Origin of the sequence: Nocardiopsis sp. EMB25 (genome assembly GCF_026797795.1) — a bacterium.
GTDB classification, from domain to species: Bacteria; Actinomycetota; Actinomycetes; order Streptosporangiales; family Streptosporangiaceae; genus Nocardiopsis; species Nocardiopsis lucentensis.
Genome location: NZ_JAMTDN010000001.1, coordinates 981,606 through 994,231, shown reverse-complemented (window position 1 = coordinate 994,231; position 12,626 = coordinate 981,606). Strand labels below are relative to the sequence as shown.

13 protein-coding genes are annotated in these 12,626 nt (G+C 72.7%); 2 read left to right on the top strand and 11 right to left on the bottom strand.

Annotation, left to right across the window (positions count from 1 at the left end; genetic code table 11):
* The 7 genes from KIK06_RS04335 to KIK06_RS04305 form a co-directional block, all read right to left on the bottom strand.
* Entirely contained in the window at positions 1–1,158 is a 1,158-nt protein-coding gene (locus KIK06_RS04335; protein WP_268641996.1) for a polyprenyl synthetase family protein, read from the bottom strand.
* A 455-nt stretch (positions 1,159–1,613) separates the two neighbouring features.
* Positions 1,614–3,614, bottom strand: a complete 2,001-nt coding sequence (locus KIK06_RS04330) for a hypothetical protein (protein WP_268641994.1) — start codon at positions 3,612–3,614, stop codon at positions 1,614–1,616.
* Between the two features lie 253 nt (positions 3,615–3,867).
* The gene (locus tag KIK06_RS04325) at positions 3,868–4,839 is read right to left on the bottom strand and encodes an aldo/keto reductase (protein ID WP_268641992.1); all 972 of its coding nucleotides are present in this window, start codon (positions 4,837–4,839) and stop codon (positions 3,868–3,870) included.
* The gene (locus KIK06_RS04320) at positions 4,839–5,237 is read right to left on the bottom strand and encodes a MerR family transcriptional regulator (RefSeq protein ID WP_026127365.1); all 399 of its coding nucleotides are present in this window, start codon (positions 5,235–5,237) and stop codon (positions 4,839–4,841) included. Before KIK06_RS04320 ends, KIK06_RS04325 begins: the two co-directional genes overlap by 1 nt.
* Positions 5,238–5,308: 71 nt before the next feature.
* The gene (locus tag KIK06_RS04315; protein WP_268641989.1) at positions 5,309–5,989 is read right to left on the bottom strand and encodes a TetR/AcrR family transcriptional regulator; all 681 of its coding nucleotides are present in this window, start codon (positions 5,987–5,989) and stop codon (positions 5,309–5,311) included.
* A 38-nt stretch (positions 5,990–6,027) separates the two neighbouring features.
* Positions 6,028–6,807, bottom strand: coding sequence for a hypothetical protein (locus KIK06_RS04310; protein WP_268641988.1), 780 nt, complete (start codon positions 6,805–6,807; stop codon positions 6,028–6,030).
* 74 nt (positions 6,808–6,881) lie between these two features.
* Positions 6,882–7,400, bottom strand: a complete 519-nt coding sequence (locus KIK06_RS04305; protein ID WP_268641987.1) for an SRPBCC family protein — start codon at positions 7,398–7,400, stop codon at positions 6,882–6,884.
* Positions 7,401–7,466: 66 nt separating this feature from the next.
* Between KIK06_RS04305 and KIK06_RS04300 the strand changes: the two genes are divergently transcribed.
* Together KIK06_RS04300 and KIK06_RS04295 are read left to right on the top strand one after the other, a co-directional pair.
* Positions 7,467–8,072, top strand: a complete 606-nt coding sequence (locus tag KIK06_RS04300; protein ID WP_268641985.1) for a TetR/AcrR family transcriptional regulator — start codon at positions 7,467–7,469, stop codon at positions 8,070–8,072.
* Between the two features lie 239 nt (positions 8,073–8,311).
* Positions 8,312–8,923, top strand: a complete 612-nt coding sequence (locus tag KIK06_RS04295) for a hypothetical protein (protein WP_268641984.1) — start codon at positions 8,312–8,314, stop codon at positions 8,921–8,923.
* Positions 8,924–9,559: 636 nt separating this feature from the next.
* Here the strand turns inward: KIK06_RS04295 and KIK06_RS04290 are convergent.
* The 4 genes from KIK06_RS04290 to KIK06_RS04275 all read right to left on the bottom strand — a co-directional run bounded on the left by KIK06_RS04290 (position 9,560) and on the right by KIK06_RS04275 (position 12,545).
* Positions 9,560–9,844, bottom strand: a complete 285-nt coding sequence (locus KIK06_RS04290) for a hypothetical protein (RefSeq protein WP_268641983.1) — start codon at positions 9,842–9,844, stop codon at positions 9,560–9,562.
* A 144-nt stretch (positions 9,845–9,988) separates the two neighbouring features.
* The gene (locus tag KIK06_RS04285) at positions 9,989–10,345 is read right to left on the bottom strand and encodes a hypothetical protein (RefSeq protein ID WP_017597309.1); all 357 of its coding nucleotides are present in this window, start codon (positions 10,343–10,345) and stop codon (positions 9,989–9,991) included.
* A gap of 194 nt (positions 10,346–10,539) precedes the next feature.
* The gene (locus tag KIK06_RS04280; protein WP_017597308.1) at positions 10,540–10,851 is read right to left on the bottom strand and encodes a hypothetical protein; all 312 of its coding nucleotides are present in this window, start codon (positions 10,849–10,851) and stop codon (positions 10,540–10,542) included.
* 464 nt (positions 10,852–11,315) lie between these two features.
* Positions 11,316–12,545 (bottom strand): acyl-CoA dehydrogenase family protein, encoded by a 1,230-nt coding sequence (locus tag KIK06_RS04275; RefSeq protein ID WP_268641982.1) that lies wholly within the window; start codon positions 12,543–12,545, stop codon positions 11,316–11,318.
* Between the last annotated feature and the right edge of the window lie 81 nt (positions 12,546–12,626).

Below are 12,626 nucleotides of genomic sequence, written 5' to 3'. Positions count from 1 at the left end.
TCAGTTCAGGCGGGTGGTCGCCGCACCGGCTCTGCGTCGCAGTTCCCCGCGCGCTTCGGTCGTGATCGGCGCTTCCGCCACGGCGCGCGTTCCCTCGTCGACGAGATCGTCCACCCGTCGTTCCACGGCCTGTCTGGCTCCGAGGTCCACCAGGAGGTCGGCGACGGTGGCCACGTCGGCGTCGGTGAGGCCGGGGTCCCCGATCGCCGACGTCAGCGTCCGCTCCGCGTCGGTGTCGCCGTTCTCCCGGGCCCGGCGCAGGCCCACGGCCACGAGCAGGGTGCGTTTGCCCTGGCGCAGGTCGCCGCCGACCGCCTTACCCGTGCGCGCCGGATCGCCGTAGAGGTCGAGCAGGTCGTCGCGCAGCTGGTAGGCGGAGCCGATCGCCGCCCCGTACCGGCGCAGGCCCGCCGTGGCCGCCCCGGTCGCCCCGGCGATCTCCGCTCCCAGGTGCAGCGGGCGCTCGACGCTGTAGGAGGCCGTCTTGAGCAGGTTGACCCGCGCCGGGGTGGACTCCGTGTCGTCCGATCCGGCCTGGGAGCGCAGGTCCAGGAACTGGCCGACCACCATCTCGGCGTGCATGGCGCGCCAGGGGCGCCGCGCCCGCTCACGGGCGTCGGCCATGCCCGCCAGGGCCTCGGTGAACATGTCCTCGGCCCAGATCAGCGCGAGGTCGGCGGCGAGGAGGGCGACACTGTCCCCGTAGCGCCGGGGGTCACCGAACCACCCCGCCGAGCGGTGGTCGGCGGCGAGGTCCGCGTGCAGGGCGGGCCTGCCCCGGCGTACGGGTGACTGGTCCATGACGTCGTCCTGGACCAGGGCGAACGCCTGGACGAGTTCCAGCGCCGAGGCCGCACGCAGCGCGGCGGTCGCTTCGGGGCCGTCGTCGGCGCCGCCACCGGCGCGCCACCCCCACCAGGCGAAGACCGGTCGGGTCCGCTTCCCCCCGTCGAGCACGAACCCGGTCAGGCGGCGCAGGACCTCGTCGGCGAAGTCCGCGTCCAGCTCCTCGACGGCGCGGCCCCGCCCGGTGAGGAAGTCCCGCAGGTGCGAGGTGATCGCCTCGTGCGGGAAACCGTCTCCGTGCGCGGCGGGGAAGGGCGGTCCGGGGCGTTCGCGGGCGTCGCGCGCCCGTGCCGTCGTTCGCGGAGCCGTCATGCCACCTCCTGTGCCGTCGGGTGACGCGCGCCGGTCGGACTCCCCACGACGCGAAGTAACTCGCTTTCCGTGTTTCTCGGTTTCCACGCTTTATCTGGAACGGCTGGTGCCCTGCCGGTAACACGGATGGCGTGGTGTTCGGGTGAAGCTGATATGAGGGTACGAGCGAGGCGCCCTCGTCGCGCGCTGCGCTCATCCGTCGGCGAGTCTCACCGGTTCCCGTCGCGGTCCCCCAGGAGTTCTCCTTGGGCCGTGGTGTCCTGAGCGCCCGGGTGGAGGCGGTGGGCCCGATGCCGCTTCGGTGGTGCGGGCCGGCTACCCCGCGACCGGTTCCGCGTCGCGCGGGACCAGCGGGTCGATGACCGGGGCGGCGGCCTCGCCGTCCTGGCCGTCCTGGTCGGCCGATCCACACCGGGTGGGCGCCGTCCGCGCGACCGCTGACGGACTGCGGGGGCTCAGCCGAACGGGAGCGCTCCCCAGACGAGGGCGAGGAGGTCGGTGACGCCCGTCCCCGACCGCGCGCCCACCTCCAGACCGAGGAGGAGCACGACCGCCGCCAGGAGCACCACCGCCCACGTGCGCCGCCGCCCGGACGGTTCGACGGGGGCCGGGGCCTCCTCATGGGCCTCCAGCCAGGGCCGGTCCAGACGGGCGACCTCCCGGCGCAGGTCCTGGACCTCGGTGTGGTAGCGGTCCCGTTCGTCGAGGACGCGGTGGAGTTCGGCCCGTTCGGCCCGGATCGCGGCGCGGGCGTCGACCACGTCCACCCGCGCGCCCTCGGGTCCGCGGCGGGAGTGCCACCGTTCCAGGCGGGTCAGGGGGATGTCGGCGTACTGGGTCGGCCAGTTGTCGTCGGGGATCTCGTCACTGACGATCTCGTCCGGGACGAGCGCGGTCTCGGTGGAGTAATCCGGTTCGGGGGACAGGTCCAGGGGCGGTGCGTCCTCGGGGGACCGGGGGTTGGGGGCGACCGGTGGCGGGGCGGAGGGTTCGCGGGGTTCCCGTTCTGTATGAGACTCCCGTTCCGCGTGGGGTTCGCGCTCAGCCAGAGGCCACAGGGGCGGGGGTTGGGGCTCATCGGAGTCCTCGGTCTCCGGTGGCTCCACCTCGGGGAGGTCCGGCAGGCCGGCGGGCTCGGTGGGGGCCTCGGGAGCGGTGAGACAGCCGGGTTCGATGAGGTCGTCGGGCTTGTCGAGCCCGGGCGGGTCGACGGGCTCCGAAGGATCGTCGTGCTCCGCGGGGATGTCGGGCCCCGGCGGGTCGATGGACTCCGGGAGGTCATCGGGCTCCGGGACGTCGGCGAACTCCGGTGGGTCGACCGGATCGAGGTCGGCCGGGGGCTCGTACTCGGGAGGCAGCCACTCCGGCTCGGGGACGTCGTCGAGGTCCGGCAGGTCGGTCGCGGGCGGGATGTCGTCCGCGGTGACGGTCTCCCGGGCGGCTCCGGGGTCGGCATCGGTGACCGGCCCGCCCGTCGCACCGGCTTCGTCTTCGGCGGGCAGGGCCCGGGCCTGCGGGTCGAGCCAGTCGCACAGCAGGTCGCGGCGGTCGGCGAAGGTCGGCGCCTCGGGCACACCGCACTCGCGCAGGTGGTCGGCGAGCACGTCGCCGCCCTCGTCCCGCAGGAGCGCGACCAGGGACTCGGCCACCGCGAGGTAGTCGGGCGCGGGCGGGCGCAGGAAGCCCGCCCGGGCTCCGGCCACGGGCGGACCGAACGACAGGTGCTGGCCGTCGGCGGCGCCGAGCACGGGGTCGTAGGTGGAGAAGGACCAGCTCCACCCCGCGGCGGGGATGGCCCGGGGCGGGGTGAGGACGTCGCGCAGGACGCGGTGGACGCCCCACAGGAACCGGAGTTGGACCGCCTGCCACAGATCGGCGCGCTCGGGGTCCAGGCCGATGTGGATCGGCAGGTCGGGACGGGCCAGGGCGGCGGCCACGGCACCGACGAGGACGGGCTCGCCCGCGACGGCGGTCTCGGCGGCGCGGCGGTCGCGGGTGCGCACGGCGCCGGGGGCGGCGGTGCGCTCCCAGGGGTCGGGGGTGGACAGCGCGTCCATGGTCGCCCACCCGGGGTCGGGCGGCCGGGTGGGCGAGGGTCGGGTGTTCGGGTTCTCGTGGAGCGACAGCACACGCGGGAACGTGAGGCCGTGCGCCGGTCCCACGATCGCCCACGCGTGCGCGTCGCGGACCTCGCCGGGCCAGCGGTAGACGAGGGCGGCCCGCCCGTCGGGGTAGGCGCGCGCCCAGAGGGTCTCGGGGTAGTCGGCGGGTTCGGTGCCGGGAAGGGCGGAGCGGTAGTCGGCGGTGAGCGCGGGAAGGAGCCGGTCGCGCCAGGAGCGCAGCGCGGGCTGGTCGTCCTCGGTGAGGGAGGAGGCGGCCGGGCCCGGGCCGACCCGGCCGAGAAGGGTCGGTTCCGCCCAGGCGAAGTGGATCTGGTGGTAGGTGTCCTCGGGCAACTCGCCCCTCCCACGGGTCGGCGGACCGCGGCGGCGCGGCCCCGCCCGCCGCCATCAAGGAAGGTATCCGGTCACCCCATGGCGAAAACAACACGTGTACACCCATGGGATGAATCGCGAGGTTTGCCCTGGTTTCTACTTCCGGGGCGGTCGCCCGAGGAGTGGGGTCCGGGCGCCGCGAGGCGTCCGTTGGGAGGCCCGCCCACCCGGCCCTCGGGTGACGGGTGGGCGGGGCGGGGCGCCCGGAGAGCACCTAGTTCGCGTCGGCGAGGCGCCGCCACTGCTCCTTCGTGAGCGTCAGGTCGGTGGCCTCGATCGCCTCGTCGAGCTGTGCCATGGTGCTCACGCCGACCAGCGGCACGACCGCGGGGTCGCTGTCCATGAGCCAGGCGAGGACGACCTGGTTGCGGGTGGCCCCGGTCTGCGCGGCCACCTCGTCGAGCGCGGCCAGGCGGGCGGCCGTCCCCGGGTGGTCGTAGGCGCGCTCCAGCTCCTTGTCCGGCCTCGTGTAGGCGCCCCACAGCAGCGAGGTGTAGGCCACGACCGTGTGCTCTCGGCCCTCGGCCGCCTCGGCGCGGACGAAGTCCAGCAGTTCCGGGGTGACGTGCACGTGCGCCGTGGCTGTCAGGGGCACGTCCACGCGGGGTTGGAGGTAGCTGTACCGGTACTGGAGCAGCCGGGGGCGCGGCCAGGAGTGGGCCTCGGTGACGGCGCGGGCCCGCTCCAGACGCCAGGTCCGGTGGTTGCTCAGGCCCACCTCGCCGACCACCCCCTCCTCCACGAGTGCGGCGAAGGCGCCCATGGTCTCCTCCAGGGGCACCGAACGGTCCTCGATGTGGGCGTACAGGGCGTCGAGCCGCTCCACCCCGAGGCGCTCGCGGCTGCGTTCGGCGGCTTGCGCGACGACCTCGGCGGACAGGCCCTCCGCCGTCTCCAGACCGGTGCCGGGCACGGTCGGCATGGCGCCGAGCTTGGTCGCGACGAACACCTCGTCGGTGACACCGCGCTCCCGGCGCCAGCGCCCGAGGAAGGTCTCGCTCTCGTGCCCCTCGAAGCCCTCGACCCAGAACTGGTAGTTGTCGGCGGTGTCGACGAAGATTCCGCCCGCCTCGACGAAGCGGTCGAGCAGCGCGGAGGCGGTGGCGTCGTCGGTCTCACTGCCGAACTTCATCGCGCCCAGGCACAGGGCGCTCACACGGCGGTCGCCGATGGTGGTGTAGCGCATCAGGAGGTCTCCTCGACCGTTCGGGGGGCGTTGTCGGCGAGCACGCCGACGTAGTAGTCGATCTTGTGCTGGATGGCGGTCTGGTGGGCGCGCAGCTCGGCGATGCGCTGGTCCAGCCGGTCCTGGTGGCGTTGGAGGACGTCCAGCCGATCGTGGATGGTGTGGTCGCCCGCCTGGACGAGTTCGGCGAACTCGCGCAGACGGGCGATGGGCATGTCGGTGTCGCGCAGGCACCGGACGAGGCCGAGGAGTTCGACGTCGTCGGCACGGTAGCGCCGGTGTCCGCTGGGGGAACGGTCGACCCGTCGGAGCAGGCCCTCCCGTTCGTAGTAGCGGAGGGTGTCGAGTGTGAGGTCGAACCGTTCGGCGACCTCACCGGGCGTGTAGTAGTCCCTCATGGGGAAGAGCATGGGGCCTGGAGTGCGCTCCAGGTCAAGCCAAATCCGGGACCGGGTTCGGCAAAGGCGGGTCAGCCGCCGCGGATCGCGCCGACGACGGCTCCGGTGAGGTCCTCGATGATCTCGTCCTCGCTGACCTCGGGGTGCTCCAACCACCACTCGCCCGCCGCCTGGACCATGCCGACGACGGCGTGCGCGACGATCTGGGCGTGCGGGCGGCCGGTGACGCGCCCCTCGCTGGCGAGCTGCTCGGCGAGCTCCTCCCCCAGGCGGCGCACCATGAGCCCCAGGTCACCGCGGGTGCGCGGGTCCTCGGAGGTGGCCCGGTCCATGAGGAACCGATAGAGGTTGAGGTTCTGCGAGATCATCGACAGGTAGGCGCCGACCGTGGCGCGGGCGCGGACCTCCAGCTCGGCGTGCTCGTGCAGCTCGGCGCGGATGCGTTCGATGAGCGGGTCGACGTGGCGCTGGGCCAGGGCGCGGTACAGGCCGCCCTTGTCACCGAAGTGCCGGTACAGGATCGGTTTGCTGATCCCCGCCTCGGCGGCGATGGCCAGCATGGGGGCGTCGGGTCCGTCGCGCTGGATCACCCTGTCGGCGGCGTCCAGGATGGCGCGGCGCCGTTCGGGGTCGCGCCCGCCCCGGCCGCGTCCGCCGCGTCCGAGCGCACGGGCGGGGGCCTCCGGCACGGGGGTGCCGGAGGTGTCATCGCCGTCGGTCAGGGCCGTCCGCTGCGTGTAGTCGATCGCCACAAGGATTCACCGTAGCGCCTTCGCGGGTGCGCCGCTGCTCAGGAGCGGATCGCGATCCAGGTCGCGTGGGCCTCGGCGAGCAGGGCGCCGTCCGCGTCGTACACGGCGCTGCCGGTGTGGGTCTTGCGTCCGTCGACGGACTCCAGGTGGCCCATCACCACGTACGTGTGCCCCACGCGCGGTGCGCGGTCGACGCGGGCGGTGAGGCGGCCGAGGACGATGGGGCGGCCGACGACGTCGCTGGACCAGCCTCCGGGGCAGTCGAGGGCGGCCCAGGTCTGGGGAAGGACGACGGCGCCCGAGCCGTCGCCGAGGTCGGCGTGCGGGGTCCAGGTGCAGGCGACGGTGTTGCCCTGGCCGTCGGGGCCGGTGGCCGGGCGCACGGACCCCGCGAACAGGCGGAGGCCGTCGCCCTCGGGACGGGCGGGACCGCAGCTGTAGCAGTGCGGGAAGGGGTGCTCGACCAGGCCGGGGTAGCGCTTCTCCGCCTCCTTGGCCTCGGCTGCGGTCACCGGGCCGCCGGGGATGGCGGGGCGGTCGGGGAGTTCGGCGGTCTGGGCCTCGGCGACGAGGTGCGCCCGGTCGGTGCGTTCGGGGTCGGTGAGGCGCAGGCCGGTGGCGGGGGCGCCCTCCACGGTGAGCGGGTGGTCCAGGGGCGGCGGGGTGCGCAGGGTGACCGTGACCGCGGGGCCGCCCTCGGTGGTGAGGCGGGCGGCGAGCAGCCCCGCGCTGTAGCCGCCGTTGCCCGATCCGTCCGGTCCGTTGAACCGGGCGGGGATGGTGATGGTGGGGGCGCCGTTGCCCGAGTTGGCGTTCATACCGTCAGCGTAGGGGGCGGGCCGGGGCGGGGGCCGGGCCGCCCCGGCGGACGCGGCGGCTCATCCGCGACGGCTCAGCCGACCGGCCGCGCCTGCGCGGCGGGCGAGCGCCGCGAGAGGACCCGGCGCAGGAGGCGCACGTACGGGCTCCACCGCGCCGGGGCGCGGACCGTTCCGGTGCCGGCGCGTTCGGCGCGGTCGAGACAGTCCTCCAGCAGCGCGTCGTGCAGCCAGCGAAAGACGAGGGGCCAGCTCAGGCGGGCCGCACCATGCGTGCGCATGGCGAGCAGGTGGCTGAGGACCGCCCCTCCGGAGCCGTCGGGGCGGACGGTGAACTCGTGGAATCCGTCGAAACCGCGCGGCCCCTGGAAACGGAACCGCACCCAGTGGCCGGGGACGTACTCCTCCACCGTGTAGCGGATGGGCCCGTGGCCGCCCACGGCCCCGGCGGCCAGCGGCGCGTCGAGGCGCATCGCGGGCCAGTCGCGGCTCGGCCAGAGGGGGTCGTCCGGGGACGACAGACCGTCGACCAGGGCTCCCGCACGCTCGGGCGCGATGGGAAGGCGGCGTTCGTGGAGGTTGTAGACACCCATGCCCACTCCTTGCGGATTATTTTAGAGAGGTATCTCTAAAAAAGGATAGGGCATAGGCTCCCAGCCATGGGAAGGCCCGCACGTTTCAGCACGGACGACCTGGTCGCGGCCGCCGTCGGACTGGCCGCCGAGAAAGGGCCGGCGGCGGTGACGATGGCGGCGGTGGCGCGCGCCGCCGGAGCCCCCAGCGGATCGCTCTACCACCGCTTCGCCAACCGGCCCGCCCTCCTGGCCGCGGTGTGGATGCACGCCCTGGAGTCCTTCCAGGAGGGCTGCCGCGCCGCGCTGTCCGCATCCGAACCCCTGACCGCCGCCGTGGACACCGCCCGGTACGTGCTGGAGTGGAGCCGGTCCCGTCCGGACCTGGCCCGGATCCTGCTGTGGCGGTCCGCCGACTTCGACGAGACCGCGTGGCCGGACGCCGACCGCGTGCGCCTGAGGTCGGCCAACGCCGAGGTCGGGGCGCTCCTGGCCGTGCTGGCGCGGGACCTGCGCGACCCCGGCGAACCGGAGGAACGGGCAAGGGAGCGGGTCGCCCTGGCCGTGGTGGAGCTGCCCCTGGCCCTGGTCCGCCGCCACCTGGTGCGGGAACGGGGAGTGCCCGAGGAGGCGGCGTTCCTGGCCGCCGACGCGGCCCGGCGCCTGCTGACCCCGCCTCCCGCCCCCGCCTGAGCCGACCGTCGGGAGCGGAACGGAAGGTGGGAGACCGAGGCCGGAGCGGTGTGCCTGGGAACGGCCGTGTACGACGCGGTGTCCGCCGTCCCGTCCGCCCCGTCCACGCGGCGGTCGCCCCGGCGCCGACCGACGCGGTTCCGGGGTGCGGCTACCCTCGTGCGCGACCACGCCGTGGTCGCGGGACCGCTCACCGGGAACCGACACGACACGGCGGCACGACCCCAGGAGCCCCGCACATGCACGAGACCGCCGACACCCGCCGGTGGGTCGACACGGCCGCCCGGATCGTCTCCGAGGCGCTGGCGCCCGCGATCATCGTCACGGCGGTCGTCGCGGCCGTCGCCTGGGACTCCACGGACACGGCCGGTCAGGCGGTCGTGTGGTCGGCGGTCTGCGTCCTGTTCTCGGCGGTGATCCCCATGGGCTTCGTGCTCGGTGGCGTACGCGCCGGACGGTGGGAGGACCACCACGTCGCGGACCGGGCGCGCCGTAGGTGGCCCCTGGTCGTGGGCGCGGTGTCCGTGGGGGCCGGAACCGTCCTGGTCCTGGCGCTCGGCGGACCGACCGACCTGGTCACGCTGGGGGTGACCATGGGGGCCGTGCTCGCGGTCGTGTGGGTGGTGACGGACCGGTGGTCCTGGAAGGTGTCGGTGCACGCGTTGGCGGCCGCGGTCGGAGCGAGCACGGCCACCGCCCTGGGCGGATGGGCGGGGGCGCTGGTGGCCTGGCCGCTCGCGCTCCTGGTCGGCTGGTCCAGGGTGCGGCTGCGTGCGCACACGCCCGGGCAGGTGGGGGTCGGAGCCCTGTTGGGCGCCGCGGCCATGGCCGCGTTCCTCCTCCTGCGCTGAGCCTCGGCCCCGGAGAGCGTCGGTCACGTGGACGTGCGGCCCCGGTACACACGGCGATGACCGCCGCGGTCGTGTCACCGGGGTCCGTGGAGCGGCGTCTCGTCCGCCGCCGGGGACCGGCCGAGATGTCGGCGGTACGGGGCGGGCACCGAAACCCCGACAGCCGCGTTGGGTCTGGAAAAAGGGAGACCTCGTCCGCCCCGATGCCTACGGTCGGCCGACGGGCCGGAGTACATCGTCGCTCTGAGAACACACGGGACGGATCCCATCCGGTCCGGGCGCCTCATCCGGCACCAGACGCCCGCAGCGGGGACGGGGACAGCGGCGACTCACCCTGAATTCTCAAGGGAACCGCCGTTCACCAACAACGCGTCCCATCGGTGGCGCGCTCGTCGGAATCGCGACGAACGACAACGCGCGGCGAGGGATGTCCTTGACCTTCGACCGGAATGGGAAAACGCGGCGAGGGACAACCACCAGGACCCCGGCTCCCCGTTCTCCGCCGCAGCGCACCAGGATATGCACAAGGCCCGGACCGTGGACCGGCCGGGGCCTTCGGTGTTCGTGGCCCCACCAGGCCCGCCGGAGCTCCGAACCGGGAAGACGGCGCCGATCCCGTGCCGCCTCCCGCGGCCGTCAGCGGCCCCTCCTGCGCAACGGACAGAACGGCCGATGGCTGGCCGGGGCGACCACGATGAACACGGACAGGGGCCAGACCACGGCTGCGACCAGGAGGGACAACCCCCAGGCCGCGGGGGTCACGACGGGCAGGTCACCGACGATCCGACGGAAGAACGCGCGGTTGTCGCGGCACGGCACGCACTCGGGGTCAGGGTCCAGACCCAGTGCGCGTTCAGCCTCGAGGTGGAAGAGCAGCGCCGTCACGGCGCCGACGGCGAGATAGACGTACAGGAACATCACGTGGGGGCCTCCGGACCACGTTACCGGGTCTCGGGCGGGCTCCAGGGAGCAAGAGGGAGGGCGCCGACCCCGACCTCGGGTGGTCGGGTCGGCGCCCTCCTCCGGACTCGCCGTGTCCTGTGTTTCTGGGAACTTCCTCGGCACCTACCCCCTGACCTGCTCCGCCGTGACCTCGTGCCCGGCGTCCTGCGTCTGATCCTGCGCCTCCACCTGCGTGTTGTCGAGGTCGTTGGCGTTCGTGTTGTCCACGTCCAGGTGGTTGTGGACGTGGACGTTGATGACGGGCCGGGTGTCCGGGTACGGGCGGCCTCCGCCGTTGCCGCAGTCGGAGTGGTCGCGCCCGTAACCAGGGCTCGACGCGGCACAGAAGTCGCCCGTACCGTGTCCCGCCGCGTCGTCGTGGGCGCCGGCGACGTCGGCCATGGCGATCGCCGCTGGGCCGAGGGCCAGCGCCGGGGCGGCGAGCCCAGCGACGAGCACACGGGTGATGACCTTCTTCATCTGGTTTCCCCCTTCGACGACGGGGCGGTCCCAGGACCCGTCCCCGTCGTGGTGGAATCTGGAGCCGGACGAGGGAGGGACCCGACCCGATACTCGAGCGGGCCCCCCTTGATGACCAGGTGACCGTCGCCCGTGGACGTCACGGACCCGGTCGCGCCGGTGGCGGAAACCCCTGGCGGATGTCCGTGTCAGGGCTAGAGCCCGAGCTCGACCCCGGTCTGCTCCTGCTCCTGTTCCTGCTCCTGTTCCTGCTCCTGCTCCTGCTCCTGCTCCTGCTGCTGCCCCTGCACGTTGGTGAGGTCGTTGACGTTGACGTTGGTGCTCTCGAGCTTGTTCTTGACCTCGATGTTCTTGTGCTTCAGCACATTGTCCTTGATCGAGAGCTCGTTCTTCTTCGAGGGCTTGTGGCCGTAGTCGTAGTCGGCCAACGCGATGGACGGAGCGGTGAGGGCCATGGCCGGAACGACGAAACCAGTGACGAGAACTCGAGCGAAGGTCTTCTTCATCTGGATTACCCCTTTCAGCAGCGGTGCGGAGCATCCGCACCGAGTCCGTCCGCGCCGATCCCGACCGCCTATTGGCCGCAGGCGGTCTTCCGTGCGCCCCATAGCGCACGGGTATCCGTTCTGCGCGGACAGCGCCTTCTGATGGCAACTTCCACCTCACCGCACTTCTAAGGGTAACGCAACGCATCTGTTACGCTACCGACAGTATTGTCTCAATTGCCATTCCACATGGGGATCCATCGAATCAAGAAACGATACGAACAGGCACCATGAAGGGCGCGTCGAACGAACGGCAAAAAAATCGGAAAGCCACGCCGAACCGGAAACGGAAAACCCGATTAATCCTCATTGATTCACCAAGCGACCGCCCGCCTGGAACCACGGTGAGCGGATCCGGCTCCAGCGGGTGAGAACGCGCGAGAACCCCCGGAGGACCGTTCCCCGGGGGTTCTCGCGGCGTGGCCTCAGCGGATCGGCAGTCCGGTGATGGTCCGACCGATGATGAGCTTCTGGATCTCGCTGGCCCCCTCGAAGATGGTGAAGATCGTGGCGTCACGGTGCCACCGCTCCACGGGGTAGTCGCGCGTGTACCCGTTGCCGCCGAGGATGCGCACGGCGTTCTGGGTGACGAACGTGGCCGTCTCACTGGCGTAGAGCTTGCTCATGGAGCCCTGCGCGTGGTCGAAGTCCTTGCCGTTGCGCGCCATCCACGCCGCCCGCCAGACCAGCAGGCGCGCGGCGTCGATGCGGGTGGCCATCTCGGCGAGGGTGAAGGCCACGCCCTGGTTGTCGCCGATCGGCCGCCCGAACTGCTCGCGCTGCGTCGAGTACTCCAGCGCGTACTCGTAGGCGGCCCGGGCGCAGCCGACCGCCATCGCCCCGACGGTCGGGCGCGAGGCCTCGAAGGTCTTCATCGCGGCCTGGCCCTTGGAGCGCCTGCCCTCACGGGCGCGCGCGATGCGCTCGTCGAGCTTCTCCTTGCCGCCCAGCAGGCACGCCCCCGGGATCCGCACGTCGTCCAGCACGACCTCGGCGGTGTGCGAGGCGCGGATGCCGTGCTTGGCGAACTTCTGCCCCTGGCTCAGGCCCGGTGTGCCCGGCGGCACGATGAACGTCGCCTGCCCCCGGGAGCCGAACTCGGGCTCCACCGAGGCGACGACCACGTGGACGTCGGCGATACCGCCGTTGGTGGCCCACGTCTTGGTCCCGTTGAGCACCCACTCGTCCTTGGCCTGGTCGTAGACGGCCCGGGTGCGGATCGCCGACACGTCGCTGCCCGCGTCGGGCTCGGAGGAGCAGAAGGCGGCGAGTTTGACGTCGTCGGCCGTGCCGAACATCTGCGGTGTCCACTCCAGGAGCTGCTCCTGTGTGCCGTTGGCGGCCACGGACACCGCGGCCAGACCGGTGCCGGTGATGGCCAGGGCGATGCCGGGGTCGCCCCAGTACAGCTCCTCGAAGGCGACCGGGACGCCCAGTCCGCTCGGTTCCAGCCACTGGTTCGCGAAGAAGTCGAGGGAGTACAGGCCGATCTTGGCGGCCTCCTGGATGATCGGCCAGGGCGTCTCCTCCCGCTCGTCCCACTCGGCGGCGGCGGGGCGGATGACGTCGGCGGCGAACCCGTGTGCCCAGTCCCGGACGTCGCGAACGTCTTCGCTCAGTTCCAGGCTGAAGGCGGGCGCGGTGGCCTCACTCATGCGCTTACATCCTTCTGTGGTCCCTCCCGGGGGAGGGTCGGCCGTTAGGTGTTACCAACGGTAACAGGGAGGCTGGGCCGA